The following is a 23,108-nucleotide window of genomic DNA, read 5'->3' as shown; positions in this document are numbered from 1 at the left end:
CGCTGGGGGCTGCGTTGCCTGCGTCGACGAATCCGCGAAACCCCACGTTGTTCGGACGAAAGATAGGGATCCACGGATGAGTGGTGGCACCAGGGACGCGCAGCGGGTGTTCGATGCGGGCGTGCTGTCCCTCGGGATACCCATCGACGGCTTGGAGACCGAGCCCGACGTGCAGTACGCCGCCTTGGCTTTCAAACGCGCCACCGAGTACGACCCCGACATGTGCGATGCCTGGCTGGGCCGGGCGGCGGCCGGCGAGTCGACGCCCGAGGTGATCCACCATCTTCATCGCTCGAGCAAGAACCTGGGTCGTGAACAGCGGCGGCTCGGTCTGCCGCCGCGCACTCTCGGCGGACGGTTCCAGACGGGGCTCTACCTGGACTACACGCTGAGCTCTCTCACCGAGGTGCACCTGGCATACGCCGCCAGCATGATTCAGGGCAAGGATTACGACGAGGCCGAGATGGCCCTCGACGAGCTCGCGAAGCTGCGGGCGACCATGCCCGACGACTCGGGGTCCGACGAAATCTGCGCGTACATCCGCGGCGTCCTGCACTTCACCACGCAACGGTGGCCCGACGTGCTCACGGCGTTGGCGGCGTCCGCACAGTTCACCGACGAATACATCTCCGCGGGCTCACACCTCATGGTCGGTTCGGCGTGCGCGCAGATGGGATTGTTCGGCGAGGGCCTGCGCAGGCTCGACCAGGCGATCGAAGGGCCGATCCCCGCAGCAAGCCGCGCCGCCGAATTCTGCAAAGGCCTCACCCTGCGCGAGATGGGCAACGAGCCGGAAGCCAGGAAGATCTTCGAGCGGATCTACAGCGAGGAACCCGGTTTCGAGGCGAACTCCGCCGCACTCAACGATCCGAAGTACCGGCTGATCGTCACGACCAAGGAGATCATCGACTCCCGCAGCGACAAGTGGGATCCGGCGTCCGCACGCAGCGCGGCGGAGTTCGACGCCGAGAGCCTGACCGAGCGAGGCAACGAGTATCTGCGGGCGGCCCAGGACGAGCTGGACCGGCAGGTCGGCCTGAGCGACGTGAAACTGCAGGTGGCCAAGCTGCGTTCGGCGGCCCGCCTGGCGAAGGTGCGCGAGGACAAGGGGCTGACCACCGCGGCCCGCAGCCTGCACCTGGCCTTCACCGGCCCGCCCGGAACCGGCAAGACCACCATCGCCCGCGTCGTCGCTCAAACCTATTGCGGCCTGGGGCTTTTGAAGACACCGGCGGTGATCGAGGCCAAGCGCCAGGATTTCGTGGGGCAGCACCTGGGCAGCACCGCGATCAAGACGTCGGCGCTGATCGACAGTGCGATGGACGGTGTGCTGTTCATCGACGAGGCCTACACCCTGATTCAGACCGGCCTGTCCGGTGGCGACGCGTTCGGCCGCGAAGCCGTCGACACGCTGCTGGCGCGCATGGAGAACGATCGCGACCGGCTCGTGGTCATCATCGCCGGGTATGACGCCGAGATCGACCGGTTCCTGGCCTCGAACGAAGGCCTGTCCTCGCGTTTCACCAAGCGGATCCGGTTCGCGTCGTACACCCCGGCCGAGCTCGGTGACATCGGCCGGATCACCGCGAAGGCGCGTGACTCCGAGCTGAGTTCGGAGGCCCACGACGAGCTCGTCGCGGTGTGCACCCGGTTGTGCGCCCAGGAGTCGACCGATCACGACGGTAAGGTCCGGCGCAATATCGACCTCGCCGGCAACGGCCGTTTCATCCGAAACGTCATCGAGTCGGCCGAGGAGGAGCGCGAGTACCGACTCAGCGAAAGCCATGGCGCCGAACTGGAATCCCTCGACGAGGATGCCCTCATGCGGATCGAGGCCGTCGACATGAAGGCCGCGATCAGCAACATCCTGCAAACCCTGAATCTGGACTCTTGACCCCGACCGATCCTGACGGCCACCAGCAGCCGGATGAGGCGACCACGCCGATCCGTGTGCCCGGCGCGCCCTCCGGTCAGCCGGCTCCGCCTTCGAACGGCCAAGCTGTCCCGCCGCCACCTCCGCCCCAGCCGCAGCCATATCTGCCCCCACCGCCACCGCCCCCGCAGGATCCTCGGCCGCAGCCGCACGGCCTGACGCCGATTTCGACGAACTTCACGGCCGCGGTGCCGGATGAGCCGACCGTCATCTACACGCGGCGGACGACGGCCGAGGAGCTCGGGCTGCGCCCGCGCAAGCAGGCGCACCAGAACGGCTGGCGCAAGGTCATGAACCGCATGACCGGCGGGACGATGAATCTCCCTGAGCCGCAAGCAGATCCGCGTCTGCAGAGCGCTCTGGACCGGGTGAACCAGCCGGTCCGCGGCGCGTACAGCATCGCCGTGCTGTCCCTCAAGGGCGGCGTCGGGAAGACAACGACGACGGTGTGCCTCGGCTCGACGTTCGCCGCGAACCGGGGCGACCGCGTGATCGCGGTGGACGCCAACCCGGACTTCGGGACGCTGGCCCAGCGCGGCCCGAGCGAGACTCGCTCCACGGTCCGCGACCTGCTGGCCGACCAGGAGATCTTCCGTTACTCCGACGTGCGCAGGCACACCTCACAGAGCCCGAGCCGGCTGGAGATCCTGGCCTCTGAGCGCGATCCCGCAGTGTCGGAAGCGTTCTCCGAGGCCGACTACCGGGCCGTGCACGACATCCTGGATCGCTTCTACAACATCATCCTCACCGACTGCGGCACCGGCTTGACCCACTCGGCCATGAACGGCGTGCTCGACGCGGCCGATGCCCTGGTCCTGGTGGCCTCGCCGGCGATCGATTCGGCCCGCAGCGCCCTGGCGACACTGGACTGGCTGCAGCATCACGGCCACGCCCATCTCGTGCCCGACGCCACGGTGGTGCTCAGCTCGGCGCGGCCCGGCGCCGTGCCCGTCGACATCGATCAGCTGACCATGCACTTCAAGGCCCGCGTGCGCGACGTGGTGGTGATCCCGTTCGACGATCACCTCGCCGAAGGCGCCGAGATATCGATGGATCTGCTGAATCGCAAGACGCGGCAAGCCTTTCTGGATCTCACCGCGTCGGTGGCCGAGGGGTTCAACCGCAATCGCCGCGTGCCACGGCTGCGTTGACGCCTGACCGGGGCGGCGGCGATGACGCCGTCGACAATTACGGGTTCGCTCGGTGCCGCGCCCGACGCGGGACGTTCCCCCGACACCCGACGACACGCCGCAGGGCGCCGCGCCGCAGACCAACTAGACTTTCAGGGTTGCCCGTGGTTGCTGTACGCCCGGGCGAACCTGACGAACGAGGACTAGATGACTGACACCACCCTCCCACCGGGAGGCGAAGCGGGCGACCGGATCGAACCGGTCGACATCCAGCAGGAGATGCAGCGCAGCTACATCGACTACGCCATGAGCGTGATCGTCGGCCGTGCGCTGCCGGAGGTGCGCGACGGTCTGAAGCCCGTGCACCGCCGGGTGCTCTACGCGATGTACGACTCGGGGTTCCGTCCTGATCGCAGCCACGCGAAATCCGCACGTTCGGTCGCCGAGACCATGGGTAACTACCACCCGCACGGTGACGCCTCGATCTACGACACCCTGGTCCGGATGGCGCAGCCGTGGTCGCTGCGCTACCCCCTCGTCGACGGGCAGGGCAACTTCGGTTCGCCGGGTAACGACCCGCCGGCGGCGATGAGGTACTGCATCACCGGCGATGCGTTGGTGCGTCTGCCGATGGGACAGTCGGTGCGCATCGCGGACGTCGTCCCCGGCGCACGGCCCAACACCGACAACGTGATCGATCTCAAAGTTGTCGACCGTCACGGCAACCCGGTGTCGGCGGACCGCTTGTTCCACTCCGGCGAGCACCAGACCTACACGGTGCGCACCGACGAGGGATACGAGGTCACGGGAACCGCCAACCACCCGGTGCTGTGCCTGGTGGATGTGGCCGGCGTGCCGACGCTGCTGTGGAAGCTGATCGAGGAGATCCGCCCGGACGACCGGGTGGCGATCCAACGGACCCCGCCGATGGAATTCGGGCCCGCGGACTGGCACGACGCACTCGAAGCCCTGCTCGTGGGTGCGTTTGTCAGCGAGGGTTTTGTCTCGGAGAAGCGGGCCGGATTCAACAACCTGGACCGCGACTTCTTCACGATGGTGGTCGCCGCCTACGACGCAGTGGTCGGTGGGCCCCGGTACACGTCAGCGCGGACGATCGCCTCGGGTTCCGAGCTGTTCGAGTTGGACATCCACAACCTCGAGGCATTGCGGAAGTCGCGTCTCGCCGACATGATCGGGCAGCGGTCGGCGGACAAGGCCGTGCCGGAATGGCTTTGGCACGCGCCGGCGGCCGTCAAACGCGTGTTCCTGCAAGCCCTGTTCGAAGGCGATGGATCGTGCTCGGCGTTGCCGCGCAACACGATTCAGGTGTCGTACTCGACGCGCAGCGAGCGGCTCGCCAAGGACGTCCAGCAGATGCTGCTGGAATTCGGTGTTGTCTCGCGTCGGTACCGTCATGCGACGGGTGAACACAAGGTCGTCATCACGAACCGGGCGCAGGCCGAGCTGTTTGTCTCCCAGGTGGGATTCGGCGGTGCCAAGCGCGCCAAGCTCGACGCGATCGTCGCCGCGCTACCGGAGAAGGCCGCGGGTCTCGACGGCGATCACGTGCCCGGCCTCGCCGAGTTCATCCGCGCCCACGGTGGTGGCCGATGGGCGGACAAGGAGTGGCTGCGCAAGCACAACATCGACCGTCTCGACCGCTGGCGTCGCAACGGTGCGGAGATCCTGAGCCACATCGCGGACCCGGACGTGCGAGCGATCGCCAGCGAGCTGACCGATGGACGGTTCTACTACGCACGTGTCTCATCGGTGACCGAAGCTGGTGTGCAGCCCGTGTACAGCCTGCGGGTTGACACCGACGATCACGCATTCATCACCAACGGCTTCGTCAGCCACAACACAGAAGCCCGGCTGACACCGCTGGCCATGGAGATGCTGCGTGAAATCGACGAGGAGACAGTCGATTTCATTCCGAACTACGACGGCCGGGTGCAAGAGCCGACCGTGCTGCCCAGCCGGTTCCCCAACCTGCTGGCCAACGGTTCGGGCGGCATCGCCGTCGGCATGGCCACCAACATCCCGCCGCACAATCTGCGGGAGCTGGCCGAGGCCGTGTACTGGTGCCTGGAGAACTACGACGCCGACGAGGAAGCCACGTTGGCTGCGGTGTGTGAGCGGGTCAAGGGGCCCGACTTCCCCACCCACGGCCTGATCGTGGGCAGCCAGGGCATCGAGGACACGTACAAGACCGGTCGTGGCTCGATCAAGATGCGTGGCGTCGTCGAGATCGAAGAGGACAGCCGTGGCCGCACGGGCATCGTCATCACCGAGCTGCCCTACCAGGTCAACCACGACAACTTCATCACCTCGATCGCCGAGCAGGTCCGCGACGGCAAGCTGGCCGGCATCTCCAACATCGAAGACCAGTCCAGCGACCGCGTGGGCTTGCGAATCGTGGTGGAGCTCAAGCGTGATGCCGTCGCGAAGGTCGTGCTGAACAACCTCTACAAGCACACCCAGCTGCAGACCAGCTTCGGGGCCAACATGCTGTCGATCGTCGACGGCGTGCCGCGCACCCTGCGCCTGGACCAGCTGATCCGGCTTTACGTCGACCACCAACTCGATGTCATCGTCCGCCGCACGCGCTACCGGTTGCGCAAGGCCAACGAGCGGGCCCACATCCTGCGCGGTCTGGTCAAGGCGCTCGACGCCCTCGACGAGGTGATCGCGTTGATCCGGGCGTCGCAGACCGTCGACATCGCCCGGGCCGGCCTGATCGAGTTGCTCGACATCGACGAGATCCAGGCCCAGGCCATCCTCGACATGCAGCTGCGCAGGCTGGCTGCCCTCGAGCGGCAGAAGATCGTCGACGACCTGGCCAAGATCGAGGCCGAGATTGCCGACCTCGAGGACATCCTGGCCAAGCCGGAGCGCCAGCGGGCCATCGTGCGTGACGAGCTCGCCGAGATCGTCGAGAAGCACGGCGACGACCGTCGGACCCGGATCGTCCCCGCCGACGGCGAGGTGAGCGACGAAGATCTGATCGCCCGCGAGGACGTGGTCGTGACGATCACCGAGACCGGCTACGCCAAGCGCACCAAGACCGACCTGTACCGCAGCCAGAAGCGCGGCGGCAAGGGCGTGCAGGGTGCCGGGCTCAAGCAGGACGACATCGTCAACCACTTCTTCGTGTGCTCGACGCACGACTGGATCCTGTTCTTCACCACGCAGGGCCGGGTGTACCGGGCCAAGGCCTACGAGCTGCCGGAGGCCTCCCGCACCGCGCGCGGCCAGCATGTCGCCAACCTGCTCGCGTTCCAGCCGGAGGAGCGCATCGCGCAGGTCATCCAGCTCAAGAGCTACGAGGACGCGCCGTACCTGGTGCTGGCTACCCGCAACGGTCTGGTGAAGAAGTCCAAGCTGACGGACTTCGACTCGAACCGCTCGGGCGGCATCGTCGCGGTGAACCTGCGTGACGGCGACGAACTGGTCGGCGCGGTGCTGTGCTCGGCCGAGGACGACCTGCTGCTGGTGAGCGCCAACGGCCAGTCGATCCGCTTCTCGGCAACCGACGAGGCACTGCGTCCGATGGGCCGGGCCACGTCGGGTGTGCAGGGCATGCGGTTCAACGAGGACGACCGGCTGCTGTCGCTCAACGTCGTGCGGCCGGACACATATCTGCTGGTGGCGACCGCCGGCGGCTATGCAAAGCGGACCGCGATCGACGAGTACTCGGTCCAGGGCCGCGGCGGCAAGGGGATCCTGACGATCCAGTACGACCGCAAACGTGGCAGTCTGGTCGGAGCACTGATCGTGGACGACGAGACCGAGTTGTACGCGATCACCTCCGGTGGGGGTGTCATTCGGACCGCTGCCCGTCAGGTTCGCAAGGCCGGGCGGCAAACCAAGGGGGTCCGCTTGATGAACCTGGGCGAGGGCGACACACTGATTGCGATTGCGCGCAACGCCGAGGAGGGCCCGGAAGCCGAAGCTGCCGAGCCCGACGAGGCGTGACGCGTCCGCCGAGGCGCTGCCTGGCCCTCGGCCTGAACTAAGGAGCTGTTAGGTGAGTTCACCGAACGAGCCGGGATACCCGCGCACGGGCGACCGGCCCGGCAGCACCAACGGTTCGGCAGCCGGGGGCGAAGGCGCGGCTGTGCCCCGCGGACAGATCACCGAGACCGGTGAGGTGCCGCCGTGGCAGCGCGGGTCGTCACGTACCGCGCAGCAGCCGCCCGCCGACGCACGGGGCGACGGATCGCGGTCCTCCTCCGGGGTCGACGCCAGGGTGCAACGGTTCATCAGCGGTGGTGAGACGGCCGAGGCGGAACAGCCCCGGACCGCGCCCCGCAACGAGCCCGCGCCCCGCAACGAGCCGGTGCGGCCCGAGGCGTACGCGAGCGAGCTCCCGGACCTGTCCGGGCCGGTCCCGCGTTCCACGCAGCGGAAGCCCACCTCGGACGGCCCGGCGCCACGGTCGGGGCCCGCGGCGCGGGTCCAGGTGGCGAGCCGGCCGCAGACGCAGAACGGTCCCGTCCGGGCCAGCATGCAGATCCGGCGGGTGGATCCGTGGACGGTGCTCAAGGTGTCCCTCGTGCTGTCGGTGGCACTGTTTTTCGTGTGGATGATCGCCGTGGCGTTCCTGTACCTCGTACTGGGCGGCATGGGCGTCTGGAGCAAGCTCAACAGCAACGTCGGCGACCTGCTGACGAGCGCCAGTGGAAGCAGCGGCGGCGAGCTGGTCTCGAGCGGCACCATCTTCGGGGGCGCCGCACTGATCGGCCTCGTCAACATCGTGGTGTTGACGGCGTTGGCGACCATCGGGGCCTTCATCTACAACCTCACGACCGACCTCGTCGGCGGTGTGGAAGTGACGTTGGCCGATCGGGACTGAACCGGTTTGGGCAGAACGGGCCTCGTGAGGTAATCTCGTCGCTCGGTCGTCCCCTTATCCGGGCCTATAGCTCAGGCGGTTAGAGCGCTTCGCTGATAACGAAGAGGTCGGAGGTTCGAGTCCTCCTAGGCCCACGACAACCGGCATCGCCGGTGATCACCGAGAGGGTCCGCCATGCGGTTCGTGGTTCTGGCTGTCATCGCAGCCGTCGCGGTGATCGTGTGGCGGTCACGACACGGTGCAGAAGTTTGGCACGAGGCGGAAACCCCACCGTCGCAGCCGAATACGGGGCCTTAGCTCAGTTGGTAGAGCGCTGCCTTTGCAAGGCAGATGTCAGGAGTTCGAATCTCCTAGGCTCCACAATTCTTTTCGTCGCACGCCGTCATCACTCCGCTTCGAGCTGACGGCGCACGTCCAGCAGATGGTGCTGCACCTCGTGCAGCGTGTGCGCGGCCACCCAGCGCAGCGTCCGGACGTGCCGCTCGGGCCAGTTGTAGACGAGCCGCAGCTCCCAGTCCGTGGTGTCGAGCCGGGCGAACACATTGCCCAGCAGCCGCGCGGCCATCGTGAGTTCGGCGGCCACCTCGACGGGATCCTGCTCGACGTATCCCTCGTGCCCCACGCGCTCGTCGCGGCCCATCGGGACGCACTGCGGGGTGTCCACGCGACGCGCCAGCAGCACGCGCTCACGTTGGGTCAGCAGCATGTCGCGTAGATGGCACGCGTACTCAAGCGGCGCCCACACGCCGGGCGCCGGCCTGCGTACCAACGCGTAGTGTTCGGTCGTGGTCAGCAGCCCGGCGAGCTGCGCTGTGCCCGCCCGGATGGCTTCAGGGGCCTGCGGCGCGGCCTCCAGGTCGTAGGTGTACCCGCACTCCTCACACCGCTGCATGCCGGGCGCCTCCCAAGTACCTGACCACGGTGTCGGCGGACTCGCTGATCGCACCGATGTAACCGTCGGGCCGCACCAGGACGTAGGTGCCGGGAGCCACGTCGTAGCCGGCACCGGGCGACACCGTGACCGCGGGGATGTCGAGTTGCGGCACGGGCGCGTCAAAGGCAAGCAGAGTGTGGTGCGTGCCCCGGAAGACGTCGAACAGCCGGTCGCCGGCCGCCGAGAAACCGTCCGGCGCTCGGTCACCCGCGCGTAACCGGCCCCGCTGACGGCGGTCGTCCTGCGCCAACGGGCCGTCGCGGTAGGTGATGTCGAGCTGATGGATGGCCGGCGTGCCGTTCCCGCCGCGAAAGTTCTGTTCATGCAGCAGCGTGCTCAGGCCGAGCACCTGGGCGGCGACGGGCATCCGTTCGGAGGCAAAGGTTTCCAGCAGGCTCGGGTCCGCGCCCGCGTACACCGCGGCGAGCTTCCAGCCGAGGTTGTAGGCGTCTTGGACGCCGGTGTTGAGGCCCTGGCCGCCCGCCGACGAGTGCACGTGTGCTGCGTCGCCCGCCAGGATGACCCGGCCCACCTGATAACGGTCCACCATGCGGGTGTTCACGCGGTACAGGGAGATCCAGCGCAGATCGTGCAGCCGGATGTCGGTGCGTCCCGAACGCTGCACGCAAAGTTGCTGTACCGCCTCGAGGGTCAGGGCGGGCAGTTCGTCGGGCGCCATCGACACGACGAACTGGTAATGGTCGCTGTCCGGCAGGTTCCATAGCGAGAACCGTTGGCCCACATCACCTCCGCCGGTCAGCATGTGGCAGAAACGACCGTCGAGGCCCGCCGCGCGGACGTCACCGATCAGGGTGCTTTCAGTCTGCAACGTGTTGCCCTCGAACCCGACGCCGAGTGTCTTGCGGACGGTGCTGCGCCCGCCGTCGCAGGCGATGACGTAGTCGGCCCGGATCACACCGTCGTCGGTGTGTGCCGACACTCCGGTGAGATCCTGTGTGAGCGTGCGGATTTCGGTGTCCCATTCGACCCGGCCGCCGAGCTCGGCGAGCCGGGCGCAGAGGATCTCTTCGGTGCGCCACTGGGGAATGAGCCACGGATCCGGATACGGCACCGCGTCCGACGCCGTGAGGGCCGGTGCGCCGAGCATTTCCGACACCGAGCGTTCCCACACCACGTCCTGGCCACGGTACAGGCGGAACTGCGGGAAAGGCTCCCCACCCGCGAGCACCGCGTCGATCACACCGAGATCGTCGAAAACCTCGAGCGTGCGCGGTTGCAGGCCTTTGGCGCGCGATCCGTTGAACACACCGCCCGCTTTGTCGACGATCCGGAACGGCACGCCGTTACGGGCCAGATCGCACGCGAGTGTGAGGCCGGTCGGTCCGGCCCCGACGATCAGCACGGTCATGAATTTCCTTCCCGGTGCAGCAGGCGCAGCAGAATGTCGTCGACGAGGCGGGCTGCGAACGCATCATCGAGGGCTGCGCCAATCTGCAACTGGCGCAGGATCATTGCTTCGGCGACGTCGTGGATCAGGACGGCGTCGGTGTCGGGTGGCAGATCGCCGCGACCGATCGCGCGGTGCAGGGCATCGTGAAACGGGGACAACTCCTCGTTGTCGACGTGCTCGCGCAGTGCCGCGGCCAGTTCCCGGTCATGTCTGCTCGCCGCGACGAGTGAGCCGATGATCGCGGTGAAGTGTTCAGATGACTTGTCCCGCAACATATCCAGAACCGCCATCAGATCGCCGCGCAGGCTCCCGGTATCGGGGATCACGGAGTTCTGCCGGGCGTCGTACGCGTCGAGCGCGGCCTTGACCAGTTCGGCCTTGTTGCGCCAACGACGATAGATGGTCGCCTTGCTCGCGTTCGCGCGCGCGGCCACGGCGTCCATGGTCAGCGCGGGATAGCCGTGTTCGGCCACCAGGTCCAGGGTGGCGGCCAGGATCGCGTCGACGCGTTGTTGCCCTCGTACCACGAGTCAAAGTGTACGAAACGGTATCGTTCACTTCAATCGAATTAGCGGCGGGCCCGGCCGCCGGCGTTCCGTCGCTATCGAATTCCGTTGCAGACTTTCGAAATTCGCTCGAAATAGCGACTCCAACGCCCACCCCTTCTCGCGATTGCTTGATAGCGTCGGACCACATGAAGTGTTTGCACAAGATAATTCCTGTCGCGGCGGCACTCGTCCTGTGTAGCGCTGCCTGCGGTACCGACACCAGCGAAAAAGCCCCGACCACCTCGGGCGCGCCGACGCCGACCAGCTCGGCGACGCACGCTCCGGCCGCACCCGCGACACCGGGCGCCCCGGCGACGTCATCGGTGCCGATGATGCCCAATCCGAACGGCGACGGGTCGATGGTGCCGTGTGAGGGCACGATCTGCACCAATCCGAATCATGGTGCCGGTGACAATCCGGAGGAGAACGGCGGCGCGGTGATGCCGAACCCGAACGGGGACGGATCGGACGTGCCGTGTGAGGGCACGATCTGCACCAACCCGAATCATGGTGCCGGTGACAATCCGGAGGAGAACGGCGGCGCGGTGATGCCGAACCCGAACGGGGACGGATCGGACGTGCCGTGCGAGGGCACGATCTGCACCAACCCCAATCACGGCGCGGGTGATGACGGCAACGGATAATCAGGGCGTGCCGCCTTTGGAGTTCACCGATTCAATCCACGTAGCAGCGTCGCCCGAGACCGTCTACGCCACCGTTTCCGACGTGACCCGCACGGGCGAGTGGAGTCCGGTGTGCAAGGAATGCTGGTGGGACGAGGGCGGCGGCCCAGAAGTCGGTGCCTGGTTCACGGGCCGCAACGTCACCCTGAGCGCGAGTGGCAGACCCGCAGTCAGGTGGTCGCCGCGGAGCCGGGGCGCGAATTCGCGTGGGAGGTCAACAGCGGCTGGGTGCGCTGGGGTTTCACGCTGGCCCCCGAGGGCGAGGGCACGCGACTCACTGAGTCGTGGCACTTCCTCGACGCGGGACTCGCGGGCTTCCGCGAACGGTACGGCGAAGAGGCCGATGCCCAGATCGCGGCGCGCAGTGCCGCCGCGCTGTCCGGAATCCCCGTGACCCTCGCGGCCATCAAGGCGGTCGTCGAGCGGGGATGACGACCTCGATTCGACGAAAATGTCGTGAATCCCGTCGGGTGACGACAGTTCCGTCGAACTGGGCGATCCGTCGCGCCGGCGGGCTACGGCTTGGGTGTGACCTCGACACTCGGCGGTAGCGGTGACGGCTCGGGGCGCATCGACCGCCGGACGATCGAGAACGCCACCGCTCCCCCGGCCAGCACGGCCGCGGCGACGGCTGCGATGAGCAGCGGACGACGACGCCGCTTGGCGGGTGCGGTTTCCTGGGCGATCTCGGCCTGGACGATTTCGGGCAGGGCTGCGACGGCTTGGGCTGCCGCGGCGAGCTGGCGGCGCAGCTTGCCCGACTCATAGCGCCTGTGCAGCTCTGACGCCGTGGCCTGAACGGTCCCTGCGCCGATCCCGATGACGCCGCGGGTGATGTCCACGGGCCCGACCGCGGTGTACTTCAATCCGCGGGACAGTCGTTGACTGGGGGCCAACCGGGCATCGGTGTTCGCGGTCATCTCGTACCTTTCTGGGCCTGCGGGTCGCACGTCATGGAAAGCGCTCAACCCAGCCTGCCATCTCCGGGCGAGTTGAGGGGCAAAGTGGCGGGTGCCGGTCGCGCGGTGCGACCGGGATGGCACACTGACATTCCGTGACGAGCCCCATTCAGACCGCGACCGCGACCCTGCACACCAACCGCGGCGACATCAAGATCGCACTGTTCGGAAACCACGCTCCGAAGACGGTGGCCAACTTCGTTGGTCTGGCGCAAGGCACCAAGGACTACAGCACCGAGAACGCCTCTGGGGGCACGTCCGGCCCGTTCTACGACGGCGCGGTCTTCCACCGCGTGATCGACGGCTTCATGATCCAGGGTGGCGATCCCACGGGCACCGGCCGCGGTGGCCCGGGCTACCAGTTCGCCGACGAGTTCCACCCCGAGTTGCAGTTCGACAAGCCCTACCTGCTGGCGATGGCGAATGCCGGCCCGGGCACCAATGGGTCGCAGTTCTTCATCACGGTCGGCAAGACCCCGCACCTGAACCGGCGGCACACCATCTTCGGTGAGGTCGTGGATCCGGAGTCGCAGAAGGTCGTCGACGCGATCGCGTCCACCGCGACGGATCGCTCTGACCGCCCGACCGAGCCCGTCGTGATCGAGTCGGTCACCGTGGCGTAACCCGTCCACCCGGTCCTTCAACACGAGGCGACGCCCCCGGTCACGGGGGCGTCGCGTCTGTGTGGGGGCCTTCTCAGTACCCGGCCGCGGTGAGCGCGTCGAGCACCGTCAGCGGGTCGGTGCCCAGATCCCACCGACTGAACACCGTGAGCCGGTCATCCACGGTTTCGATCTCCAAAAGGCGCACCTTCCGCGCGAGTCTGCGGAACTCGGTGATGCGGATCCCTCGGATGTCATTGCGACGAATCACCCGAGGCCGCACCCAGCCGCCGATGGTGAGACCGTCTCCGGTGATTGCCAGCTTTGGCCGTGCGCGCCACGAGAAGCTTGCAAACGTGAGCAATCCCACCGCGGCAATGCTGGCAAGAACACGTCCCGGAGGGTCTGTGATCACGGTCACAGCCGCGATAGCCATCATAAGTCCGGCTATGCCGCAAGCTGCGATTCCGAAGGTCGGGGGACTCCATTGTGTTTGCTGCACGGAGTATTCACACCCTCTTACCGCTGCTAATGAAGTTATCCACAGGTGCTATCCACAATGGGGATGAATCACAACGGTGTGATTGGGCGGGGCCGACGTTGCTAAACAGGTAAAGCTCGGAACGTAAGATGAATTTATTATCGTCCCCGCTGGGGTCAGCGCCAGCGCATCGTGAGCAACAGACCGGTGATCATGAAAGCAAAGGCGACCGCGTAGTTCCACGGACCGAGATCGGACATCCACTGAAGGAACGAAGGCGTGTCGATCGGATTGGTGGCGGCGAGCTGGAACACCAGCAGCCAGGCCAGGCCGAACAGCATCAGACCGATGAACAGCGCGACGAACCAGACGCTGGACGGCCCGGCCTTGACCTTGACCGGTGTCCGGCTCACCGGCTTGATGGTGAAGTCATTCTTTTTGCGGACTTTGGACTTGGGCATGGGTACCTTCGGACAGTCGGCGTCACATGGTGCGACGATGAAGCGGACGATATGGAATGGGCTTCACGAGCCTAACGTAGCTGCACGTTCAGGAGAGAAACCGATGGACCGACCGGATCGTTCGCGATGGCGGTTCGGCGTGCCCGTCGTGTGCCTGCTCGCGGGTCTCCTGCTGGCCGCGACGCACGGGGTGTCCGGCGGGGGCGAGATTCGCCGCAGTGACGCGCCGCGCCTGGTCGATCTGGTGCGCGAGGCCCAGCAGTCGGTCGACCGGCTCACCACGCAACGGGACACTTTGGCCACCGAGATAGACAGCCACCACGGCGGCTCCCCCAGCTCGCACGCCGCGCTGAACGCGATCGTCGAACGCACCGCCCAACTGGCGGCCGACGCGAATCTCGAGCCCATTCGCGGTCCGGGCCTAGTCGTCACCCTCAACGACGCTCAGCGCGACGCCCAGGGCCGGTTCCCGCGTGACGCCGCACCCGACGACCTCGTAGTGCATCAGCAGGACATCCAGGCCGTGCTCAACGCGCTCTGGAGCGCAGGCGCGGAAGGCATCCAGATGCAGGATCAGCGCATCATCGCCACGTCGGCGCCGCGCTGTGTCGGCAACACCCTGCTGCTCAACGGCCGCACGTACAGCCCGCCCTACGTCATCACGGCCATCGGTGACCCGGCCGCCATGCAGGCCGCGCTGGCCGCCGCGCCGCTGGTGACCCTCTACAAGCAGTATGTGGTGCGGTTCGGGCTGGGCTATCTCGAAGAGCCCCGCGCGCAGGTGGATCTGGTCGGGCACACCGAACCCGTGCGGATGCGGTACGCGAAACCCGCAGGACCGATCGGCTACTAACCCGGTAACCTGGGCCGATGCAGGTTCTGGTGGTCGACAATTACGACAGCTTCGTGTTCAACCTGGTGCAGTATCTGGGCCAGCTCGGGGTGGACGCACAGGTCTGGCGTAACGACGACGCCCGCCTCGGCTCCGAGGCCGACATCGCACATGCTGTCGCCGAGTTCGACGGTGTGCTGCTCAGCCCCGGCCCCGGCACGCCGGAACGCGCCGGTGCGTCCATTCCACTGGTCCGGGCCTGCGCCGCGAACGCCACTCCCCTACTCGGCGTGTGCCTCGGCCATCAGGCGATCGGTGTCGCCTTCGGCGGCACGGTGGACCGGGCGCCCGAGCTGTTGCACGGCAAGACCAGCGTGGTTCATCACGCCGATGCCGGTGTGCTGCAAGGCCTTCCGGACCCGTTCACCGCGACGCGCTATCACTCGCTGACCATCCTGCCGGACACCGTGCCTGCCGAGCTCGAGGTGATCGCGAGGACCGACGGCGGCGTCATCATGGCCGTGCGTCACTCCGAGTTGCCGATCCACGGCGTGCAGTTCCACCCGGAGTCGATCCTGACCGAGGGTGGGCACCGCATGCTCGCGAACTGGCTCGGATTCTGCGGGCAGGCGCCCGACGAGAAGCTCGTCAAGCAGCTCGAGGACGAGGTGGCCCGCGCCGTAGCCGCCGCTACGACGCGAAACTCAGCGTGATCCGGGCATCCCGGTTCACCGGGGTGCCTGCCTGAGGGCTCTGCGTGACGACGGCATTGGTCCGCTGGCCGCTGTTGTCGACGTTCGGGCCCTTGTCGAGGACTCCGGTCCACCCGAGTGCGGTCAGCCGCGGGTATGCGTCGTCCCAGAACTGACCGCGCAAGTCGGGCATCACGAACTGGTTGCCGCGCGACACCTTGATCTGGATCAGCGTGTCCTTCGGCACCGACTGACCCGCTGGCGGCTCGGTACCGACCACCTGACCCGCAGGCGCGGTGTTGTCGACCTCGACGACGACGGTGGTCAGGAAACCCGACGCGGTCAGGATCTGCTTGCAGACGTCGGCGCTCTGGCCGACACAGTCGGGTATCGGCAGACTCTCCGGGCCCGAGCCCACCGCGATCGTGATCTCGTTGGTGATGGCCGAGAGCTGGTTGGCCGGCGGGACGGTGGCGACCACGCGATCCTTGAACTCGGGAGTCGAGGACGCCTTGGTCTCCTTGGTCTTCTGGAACCCGGCATCTTTGAGCTTCTGCCTGGCCTGCGCCGGCGTCAGCCCCGCCACGTCGGGTATGGGCTTCTGCTCTGGACCGGTGGAGACGTTGATCGTGATCTCGGCGCCCGCGCTGACCTCGGAGTTGGCGGCCGGGTCGGTGCCGATCACAAACTCCGGCGCGACGGAGTTGTTCGGTTGGCGGTCGATGGTGGTCTTGAAGCCACGGTTCTGCAGCGCGGCGATCGCGTCGTCGGATGTCTGGCCCTTGACGTCGGGCACCTGCACGTCGCGCGGGCTGCTGCCGATCATGTTGATCGCGACCGTCACGACGACTGTCAGCACCGCGAGCGCCGCGACGGCGATGAGCCACTTCCCCACCGAGGCGCTGCGCTCGCGCGGCACGATCGCCGGCGGCTGGGTCGGCATGTGTTCGGTGGGCATGCCGCGGTCGAACGGTTGCGGCGCCGTCAGCATCGACGTCCGGTCGGCGTCGGTCATGATCTTCGGCGCGTCCGGCGACTGACCGCTGTGCACCCGCACCAGGTCGGCACGCATCTCGGCCGCGGACTGGTACCGGTTGTCGGGATTCTTGGCCAGCGCCTTGAGCACCACCGCGTCGAGTTCGGGCGAGATGCCCTCGTGGCGCTTCGACGGCGGCACCGGATCCTCACGGACATGCTGATACGCCACCGCGACGGGCGAATCACCGATGAAAGGTGGCTCCCCCGTGAGGATTTCGTAGAGCACGCAGCCCAGCGAGTACACATCGGAGCGGGCGTCGACGGACTCCCCGCGCGCCTGCTCGGGTGACAGATACTGCGCTGTGCCGATCACGGCGGCCGTCTGGGTGACACTGTTGACGTCGGCCAGCGCGCGGGCGATCCCGAAGTCCATCACCTTCACAGCGTTGTTTTTGCTGATCATGATGTTGGCCGGTTTGACGTCACGGTGGATGATGCCGTGCTGGTGGCTGAAGTTCAGCGCCTGGCACGCGTCGGCGATGATCTCGATGGCTCGCCGCGGCGGGATCGGGCCGTCGTTGTGCACGATGTCGCGCAGCGTCACGCCGTCGACGTACTCCATGACGATGTAGGGCAGCGGACCGTTGGGCGTCTCGGCTTCCCCGGTGTCGTACACCGCGACGATCGCCGGGTGGTTCAGCGCCGCAGCGTTCTGCGCCTCGCGGCGAAACCGGAGATAAAAGCTGGGGTCGCGCGCCAGGTCGGCGCGCAGCACCTTCACCGCGACATCACGATGCAGCCGCTGATCGCGTGCCAGATGGACTTCGGACATGCCGCCGAAGCCGAGAATTTCACCGAGTTCGTATCGGTCGGAGAGGTGCTGAGGGGTCGTCATCGCAGTATCTGTTCCGGTGCGGCGGGGCTCCGCGGCACGATCTCGTGGAAACCGAGCGCGGGCAGCGCTGGGCCAGTTTCGCTCCTCGCGTGCGCGGCAGGCGACTCGTAGGGCGTCGTCTCCGTCACCGTATCCGTAACGGTCGGCGGCGCGGGGTTGTTCTCCTTGCGGTCCTGAGCGTTCAGCACGATCAAGATCGCGATGACGATGGCCAGCGCCCCTAGCACGCCGGCCGCCCACAACAGTGCGCGCTGGCCCGACGAGAACGTGCGCCGCGGCGGTGGCGGCGGACGGTGGCCGGTGGTGGTCGGCCTGGCCCGCGCAGCGGTCACCGGGGTGCGGCCACCGAGGTCGGCGGCGGCGCGGGCCTGGGCCGCGGACGGCACCGCGGCCGGGGCGGCCCGGCCCAGGGTGGGCGCCTGGTTGGGGCGCGGGGGCCTACGGCCGGACCGCACGGCAGCGACCGCGTCGGCGAACGGTCCGCCCGACTTGTAGCGCATGCCCGGGTTCTTCACGAGGGTGATCTCGATCAGTTCGCGGACGTTGGGCGGCAGATCGGCGGGCAGCGGCGGCGGGGTCTCCTTGATGTGCTTCATGGCGACGGTCAGCGCGCCGTCTCCGGTGAACGGGCGCTTGCCCGAAACCGATTCGTAGCCAACGACTCCCAGCGAGTAGACATCGCTGGCCGCGGTGGCGTCGTGACCAAGGGCCTGCTCGGGGGCGATGTACTGCGCGGTGCCCATGACCATGCCGGTCTGGGTCACAGGAGCCGCGTCGACCGCTTTGGCGATGCCGAAGTCGGTGAGCTTCACCTGGCCCGTCGGCGTGATGAGGATGTTGCCGGGTTTGACATCACGGTGCACCAGGCCCGCGGTGTGGGCCACCTGCAGGGCGCGCCCGGTCTGCTCGAGCATGTCCAGGGCATGGCGCAGCGACAGCCGGCCGGTGCGTTTGAGCACCGAGTTCAGCGGCTCCCCGTTGATGAGTTCCATGACCAGATACGCGGTGCGGCCCTCGCCGTCCAGTTCGGTCTCGCCATAGTCGTACACGCTGGCGATGCCGGGGTGGTTGAGCATCGCGACCGTACGCGCCTCGGCGCGGAACCGTTCGACGAACTCGGCGTCGGTCGAGAACTCGGCCTTGAGCACCTTCACCGCGACGCGGCGGCCCAGCCGCGAGTCGACGGCCTCCCACACCTGGCCCATACCGCCGGTGGCGATGAGCCGCTGCAGCCGGTACCGACCGGATAGCGTCACTCCGACCCGGGGACTCATGAACCCTCCCGCAGCGCCGCCGCAATCGTGGCGCGTCCGATTGGGGCGGCGAGTGCGCCGCCGGTTGCCGACAACCGGTCGCCGCCATCCTCGACCAGCACCGCGACCGCAACCTTGGGGTGCTGGGCCGGTGCAAAGGCGATGTACCAGGCGTGCGGCGGAGTGTTACGGGGGTCCGTCCCGTGCTCTGCCGTACCGGTCTTCGAAGCGATCTGCACGCCGGCGATGGCTCCCTTCTGCTGCGTCACCTGCTCGGCGGCGACCATCAAGTCCGTTAGTGTAGCCGCGACCTGGGGTGACACCGCCCTGCGCTCTTGGACGGGCGTAGTGGTGCTGATGGTGGCCAGGTCGGGGCCCTTGAGGGTGTCGACCAGGTAGGGACGCATCGCGACGCCGTCGTTGGCGATCGTCGCCGCCACGACGGCATTCTGCAACGGGGTCAGCGCGACATCGCGTTGCCCGATGCTCGACATGCCCAGCGCTGCGCCGTCGTCGATCGGGCCGGTGGTCGACTCGGCAACCTGCAGCGGGATCGCAGGCGGCGCGGAGTCCAGCCCGAAGGCCTGGGCCGTGCTCTTGAGCTTGTCCACGCCGGTGTCGATGCCGAGCTGTACGAACGCTGTGTTGCACGACTTCGCGAACGCCTCCCGCAGCGACGCCGTTGGCCCGGGCCCGCACGCCGCGCCGCCGAAGTTCTCCAACGTCGCGGTGCTGTCCGGCAGCGCGATGTTGGGTGCCGCGGTGAGCTGGGTGTCCGGGGTGGCGCCGGCCTGCAACGCGGCCGCGGTGGTGATCACCTTGAACGTCGAGCCTGGGGGATAGGTCTCGGCGATGGCACGGTTCAGCAGCGGCGAGCCGGCGGAGTCCCGTAGCTGCTGCCACGCCTGTGCCTGCGCGTTCAGGTCGTGGGTCGCCAGTAGGTTGGGGTCGTAGGACGGTGCCGAGACCATGGCCAGGATCTTGCCGGTGGACGGCTCGAGGGCGACGACCGAACCCTTGCACGGCCCGTCGCAGCCCTCTTGCATCGCCTGCCACGCGGCCTGCTGCACCTGCGGCTTGATCGTGGTGTCGACATTGCCGCCACGCGGGTCGCGGCCTGTGAAGAAGTCGGCCAGCCTGCGGCCGAACAGCCGTTCGTCGGAACCGTTGAGGACCGTGTCTTCGGCGCGCTCCAGCCCGGTGCTGGAGTACCCCAGCGAGTAGAACCCCGTGACCGGTGCGAAGGCCGGTGGATCGGGATACACGCGCAGGAAGCGGAACCGGCCGTCGGTGGGCACCGAGTACGCGAGCAGTTGGCCGCCCGCGGTGATCTGGCCGCGCTGGCGTGAGTACTCGTCGAGCAGCACGCGCTGATTGCGCGGGTCGGCGCGCAGACCGTCGGCCGTGAACACCTGGGTCAGGGTCGCGTTGGCCAACAGCAGCACGATCAAGACCATGATCGTGACGGCGACTCGGCGTAGAGAAGTGTTCATACCTTCTCGATCACCTCGGTGCTGGCCGTCGCGATCGGCGTCGGGTTCTGCGGTCGCGCGGGGGTGATGGGTCGGCGCGCGGCATGCGAGATGCGGACCAGGATGGCCAGCAGCACATAGTTGGCCAACAGCGACGAGCCGCCGTAGGACATCCACGGCGTGGTCAGGCCGGTCAGCGGGATCAGCTTGGTGACACCGCCGACGACGATGAACAACTGGATCGCCAGCGTGGAGGCCAGCCCGGCCGCCAACAGCTTCCCGAAGCTGTCGCGCACCGCGATAGCCGTGCGCAGGCCCCGGATGATCACGATGGTGTACAGCATGAGAACGCCTGCCAGGCCGACCAATCCGAGTTCCTCACCGATCGCGGCGATGATGAAGTCGGTGGACGCGGCAGGCACGGTGCCGGGTTGTCCGTTGCCCAGCCCGGTGCCGAAGATGCCGCCGGTGGCGAAGCTGAACAAGGACTGGACCATCTGGTAACCCGCGCCGTCCGGATCGGCGAACGGATCCAGCCAGTTCTGCACCCGCACCCGGACGTGGCCGAAGATCTGGTACGCCACAAGGCTTCCCACGGCGAACAGGGCCAGGCCGATGATCACCCAGCTGAGTCGTTCGGTGGCGATGTAGAGCAACACCAAGAACGACGCGTACAGCAAAAGCGAAGTGCCGAGGTCTTTTTCGAAGATCATCACGCCCACCGAGGCGATCCACGCCAACAGCAGGGGAGCGAGGTCGCGCGGGCGGGGCAGATCCATGCCGAGGAAATGCTTTCCCGCACTGGTGAACAAGTCGCGCTTGGCCACCAGGACCGCGGCGAAGAAGATCAGCAGCAGAATCTTGGAGAACTCCGCGGGCTGAATCGAAAAGCCCGGGAACTGAATCCAGATCTTGGCGCCGTACTGCTCGGAGTACCGGGTCGGTAGCAGCGCCGGAATCACAAGCAGCACAAGGCCGGTCAGCCCGCAGATGTAGCCGTAGCGGGCCAGCATGCGGTGATCGCGCAGGAAGATCACGACCAACGAGAAGGCCACTACACCCACCAGTGTCCACAGCATCTGCTGGTTGGCGCTGCCGCCGAGCCCCTCGGCAGTCGGGCCGGCCTCGGCGAGATCGAGGCGGTGGATCATCACCAGGCCGAGCCCGTTGAGCAGGGCCACCACGGGCAGCAGCAGCGGGTCGGCGTACGGCGCGAACCGCCGCACCGCGAGGTGGGCCGCGGCGAACAACGCCAGGTAGCCGACGATGTAGCGGGCCAGATCCCAGGTCAGGCCCTGTTCCTGGTTGGCCTCGACGATGAGTAGCGCCACGGCGGTGATGAACGCCGCGAACCCCAGCAGAAGCAGTTCCGCATTGCGCCGATTCGGTAGCGGCGGCATGACGGTAACCGGCGACTGGGGTTGGGTGGTCATGACACCGCCCTGCAGTTCGTACCCGGTTCCTGTGGCGGGGGCGGCAGCGCGGTGGCTGTCACGGTGGGCGACGGCGACGGCGACGAGGCGGGCGGAGGAGCGGCACCGCTTGTCGGTGGCGCCTCGGACGCCGGGGGCGAGGCAGCCGTGGACCGCGCGCTCGGCTCGGGTGCGGCCTCACCGGACGGTGTCGGCGACGGCGCCGTCGTGGTGGCCGGTGGTGGCGGTGTGGACGACGTGCTCGTGGCCGGGCGCGGTGCCGCACACACCGGCAGGACCGAGCTGCGCGCCAGTTCGCCGATCTGGCGGAACGCGTCGTCGAGGCTTCCGCCCGGCAGCCCGGCGACCACCTGGGCCCGCTCGGAGGGACGCATGTCGTTGACGGCCATCAACCGGCAACCCAGATCCGCGCGCTCTTCGTCGGCGCTGATGAGCGAGAGTTCGTTACGCGCGTTCAGGCAGCCCAACCGGTAGGGCTCGGTCAACGACAGGCCGAGAAAAGACCCCTGCACGCCACGCATGATCGAGACAGTGCCGTTGTGCTCGCCGACATAATAGTTGTTGCGGATGATCTCGCGGCCGATCGCCAGACCGGCCAGCACCACCAGCACGACGAGGACCGCGGCGATGATGATGCGGCGCCGCGAGCGCGGTTTGCGTGGCGGCTCGGCGGGCTGCGGCACCACGCGCTTGGGTTCGTTGCGGCGCGGGTTGAACGCCGACGCCCGTCCCGCGGCGGTGTTGGGCGGGGCGCTCTGGTCGTCGTCGCCGGACACCGCGCCCGCCAGGATCGGCTGCGTCTGGCCGTAGTCGTAGTCGACGACATCGGCGACGACGACGGTGACGTTGTCGGGGCCGCCCCCGCGCAAGGCCAATTCGATGAGTCGGTCGGCGCTTTCGGTCACGTCCTCGATCTGCAGCGCCTCGTGGATGGTCTCCTGGCTGACCGGGTCGGACAGTCCGTCCGAGCACAGCAGATAGCGGTCGCCGGCCCTGGCCTCGCGCATCGTGAGCGTCGGCTCGACCTCGTGGCCGGTCAGGGCCCGCATGATGAGCGAACGTTGCGGGTGGCTGTGCGCCTCCTCGGCCGTGATGCGGCCTTCGTCGACCAGGGTCTGGACGAACGTGTCGTCCTTGGTGATCTGGGTGAGTTCGCCGTCGCGCAGCAGGTAGCCGCGCGAATCGCCGATGTGCACGAGGCCGAGCCTGCTGCCTGCGAACAGGATCGCGGTCAGCGTCGTTCCCATGCCGTCGAGTTCGGGGTCGGCCTCGACGTGCGCGGCGATCGCCGAGTTACCCTCGGCGACCGCGGCATTGAGCTTGCCGAGCAGATCCCCGCCAGGTTCGTCGTCGTCCAGGTGGGCGAGCGCGGCGATGACCAGTTGGGACGCCACCTCACCGGCCGCATGCCCGCCCATGCCGTCGGCGAGGGCCAGTAACCGGGCACCGGCGTACACCGAGTCCTCGTTGTTGGCGCGGACCAGTCCGCGATCGCTTCGGGCGGCATATCGGAGAACGAGGGTCATTTTGCTCCTCGCGTGCGCGGCGTCATTTCG

The 23,108-nt window shown here is 67.5% G+C and carries 18 protein-coding genes, 2 tRNA genes and 2 pseudogenes; 11 read left to right on the top strand and 11 right to left on the bottom strand.

The features are described 5' to 3' along the window. Nucleotides 1-76: 76 nt before the first annotated feature. From eccA to G6N67_RS11735, 6 genes and pseudogenes are all read left to right on the top strand, one after another. The gene (eccA, locus tag G6N67_RS11760; protein ID WP_036430436.1) at nucleotides 77-1,894 is read left to right on the top strand and encodes a type VII secretion AAA-ATPase EccA; all 1,818 of its coding nucleotides are present in this window, start codon (nucleotides 77-79) and stop codon (nucleotides 1,892-1,894) included. Beyond that, a pseudogene (locus tag G6N67_RS11755) lies at nucleotides 1,891-3,084 on the top strand (AAA family ATPase); the annotation flags it as partial. The gene eccA and the pseudogene G6N67_RS11755, both read left to right, overlap by 4 nt. A gap of 186 nt (nucleotides 3,085-3,270) precedes the next feature. After that, a complete protein-coding gene (gene gyrA / locus G6N67_RS11750; RefSeq protein ID WP_036430433.1) occupies nucleotides 3,271-7,038 on the top strand; it encodes an intein-containing DNA gyrase subunit A in 3,768 nt (1,255 codons plus the stop codon). 52 nt (nucleotides 7,039-7,090) lie between these two features. Further along, nucleotides 7,091-7,918 carry a DUF3566 domain-containing protein gene (locus tag G6N67_RS11745; RefSeq protein WP_036430431.1) on the top strand — a complete coding sequence of 276 codons (828 nt, stop codon included), beginning with the start codon at nucleotides 7,091-7,093 and terminating at the stop codon, nucleotides 7,916-7,918. A 60-nt stretch (nucleotides 7,919-7,978) separates the two neighbouring features. Beyond that, nucleotides 7,979-8,052, top strand: a tRNA-Ile gene (locus G6N67_RS11740). A gap of 153 nt (nucleotides 8,053-8,205) precedes the next feature. Then, nucleotides 8,206-8,278, top strand: a tRNA-Ala gene (locus G6N67_RS11735). A 25-nt stretch (nucleotides 8,279-8,303) separates the two neighbouring features. Here G6N67_RS11735 and G6N67_RS11730 read toward each other — a convergent pair. From G6N67_RS11730 to G6N67_RS11720, 3 genes are read right to left on the bottom strand one after another with little or no spacing between them, the layout of a single operon-like run. Continuing rightward, nucleotides 8,304-8,810 (bottom strand): DinB family protein, encoded by a 507-nt coding sequence (locus G6N67_RS11730; RefSeq protein WP_081812454.1) that lies wholly within the window; start codon nucleotides 8,808-8,810, stop codon nucleotides 8,304-8,306. Next, on the bottom strand, nucleotides 8,797-10,221 hold the full coding sequence (locus tag G6N67_RS11725) for an FAD-dependent monooxygenase (protein WP_036430429.1): 1,425 nt from the start codon (nucleotides 10,219-10,221) through the stop codon (nucleotides 8,797-8,799). Before G6N67_RS11725 ends, G6N67_RS11730 begins: the two co-directional genes overlap by 14 nt. Continuing rightward, nucleotides 10,218-10,790: a TetR/AcrR family transcriptional regulator gene (locus G6N67_RS11720; protein ID WP_036430428.1), complete on the bottom strand. Its 573-nt coding sequence runs from the start codon at nucleotides 10,788-10,790 to the stop codon at nucleotides 10,218-10,220. The genes G6N67_RS11725 and G6N67_RS11720 overlap by 4 nt, the downstream gene beginning before the upstream one ends. 167 nt (nucleotides 10,791-10,957) lie before the next feature. Between G6N67_RS11720 and G6N67_RS39165 the strand changes: the two genes are divergently transcribed. Next, a complete protein-coding gene (locus tag G6N67_RS39165) occupies nucleotides 10,958-11,455 on the top strand; it encodes a hypothetical protein (RefSeq protein WP_229480387.1) in 498 nt (165 codons plus the stop codon). After that, a pseudogene (locus G6N67_RS11710) lies at nucleotides 11,439-11,926 on the top strand (SRPBCC family protein). The gene G6N67_RS39165 and the pseudogene G6N67_RS11710 overlap by 17 nt, the downstream one beginning before the upstream one ends. Nucleotides 11,927-12,009: 83 nt before the next feature. Here G6N67_RS11710 and cwsA read toward each other — a convergent pair. Beyond that, nucleotides 12,010-12,414 (bottom strand): cell wall synthesis protein CwsA, encoded by a 405-nt coding sequence (gene cwsA / locus G6N67_RS11705; RefSeq protein WP_036430427.1) that lies wholly within the window; start codon nucleotides 12,412-12,414, stop codon nucleotides 12,010-12,012. A 134-nt stretch (nucleotides 12,415-12,548) separates the two neighbouring features. Here cwsA and G6N67_RS11700 point away from each other — a divergent pair, with 134 nt between their 5' ends. Beyond that, nucleotides 12,549-13,076, top strand: a complete 528-nt coding sequence (locus G6N67_RS11700) for a peptidylprolyl isomerase (RefSeq protein WP_036430425.1) — start codon at nucleotides 12,549-12,551, stop codon at nucleotides 13,074-13,076. A gap of 73 nt (nucleotides 13,077-13,149) precedes the next feature. On the opposite strand, the gene G6N67_RS11695 is transcribed toward G6N67_RS11700, so the two are convergent. Further along, nucleotides 13,150-13,557, bottom strand: coding sequence for a PH domain-containing protein (locus tag G6N67_RS11695; protein ID WP_036430423.1), 408 nt, complete (start codon nucleotides 13,555-13,557; stop codon nucleotides 13,150-13,152). Between the two features lie 155 nt (nucleotides 13,558-13,712). After that, complete coding sequence (gene crgA, locus G6N67_RS11690; protein WP_036430421.1) at nucleotides 13,713-13,997, bottom strand: cell division protein CrgA; 285 nt, start codon at nucleotides 13,995-13,997, stop codon at nucleotides 13,713-13,715. A gap of 103 nt (nucleotides 13,998-14,100) precedes the next feature. Here crgA and G6N67_RS11685 point away from each other — a divergent pair, with 103 nt between their 5' ends. Further along, complete coding sequence (locus tag G6N67_RS11685) at nucleotides 14,101-14,850, top strand: DUF881 domain-containing protein (RefSeq protein WP_051578562.1); 750 nt, start codon at nucleotides 14,101-14,103, stop codon at nucleotides 14,848-14,850. Between the two features lie 17 nt (nucleotides 14,851-14,867). Continuing rightward, on the top strand, nucleotides 14,868-15,542 hold the full coding sequence (locus G6N67_RS11680; RefSeq protein ID WP_036430419.1) for an aminodeoxychorismate/anthranilate synthase component II: 675 nt from the start codon (nucleotides 14,868-14,870) through the stop codon (nucleotides 15,540-15,542). On the opposite strand, the gene pknB is transcribed toward G6N67_RS11680, so the two are convergent. From pknB to G6N67_RS11655, 5 genes are read right to left on the bottom strand one after another with little or no spacing between them, the layout of a single operon-like run. Further along, nucleotides 15,520-17,394 (bottom strand): Stk1 family PASTA domain-containing Ser/Thr kinase, encoded by a 1,875-nt coding sequence (gene pknB / locus G6N67_RS11675; RefSeq protein WP_036430417.1) that lies wholly within the window; start codon nucleotides 17,392-17,394, stop codon nucleotides 15,520-15,522. The genes G6N67_RS11680 and pknB overlap by 23 nt on opposite strands. Then, a complete protein-coding gene (locus G6N67_RS11670) occupies nucleotides 17,391-18,668 on the bottom strand; it encodes a serine/threonine-protein kinase (RefSeq protein WP_036430415.1) in 1,278 nt (425 codons plus the stop codon). Before G6N67_RS11670 ends, pknB begins: the two co-directional genes overlap by 4 nt. Next, nucleotides 18,665-20,140, bottom strand: coding sequence for a D,D-transpeptidase PbpA (pbpA, locus tag G6N67_RS11665; protein WP_036430413.1), 1,476 nt, complete (start codon nucleotides 20,138-20,140; stop codon nucleotides 18,665-18,667). The genes G6N67_RS11670 and pbpA overlap by 4 nt, the downstream gene beginning before the upstream one ends. Then, nucleotides 20,137-21,552 (bottom strand): peptidoglycan glycosyltransferase RodA, encoded by a 1,416-nt coding sequence (locus G6N67_RS11660; RefSeq protein ID WP_036430411.1) that lies wholly within the window; start codon nucleotides 21,550-21,552, stop codon nucleotides 20,137-20,139. The genes pbpA and G6N67_RS11660 overlap by 4 nt, the downstream gene beginning before the upstream one ends. After that, nucleotides 21,549-23,078 (bottom strand): PP2C family protein-serine/threonine phosphatase, encoded by a 1,530-nt coding sequence (locus tag G6N67_RS11655; RefSeq protein ID WP_036430409.1) that lies wholly within the window; start codon nucleotides 23,076-23,078, stop codon nucleotides 21,549-21,551. Before G6N67_RS11655 ends, G6N67_RS11660 begins: the two co-directional genes overlap by 4 nt. Nucleotides 23,079-23,108 lie beyond the last annotated feature (30 nt).

The organism is Mycolicibacterium mageritense (assembly GCF_010727475.1).
GTDB lineage: Bacteria > Actinomycetota > Actinomycetes > Mycobacteriales > Mycobacteriaceae > Mycobacterium > Mycobacterium mageritense.
This window is presented reverse-complemented; position numbering and strand designations above follow the sequence as displayed.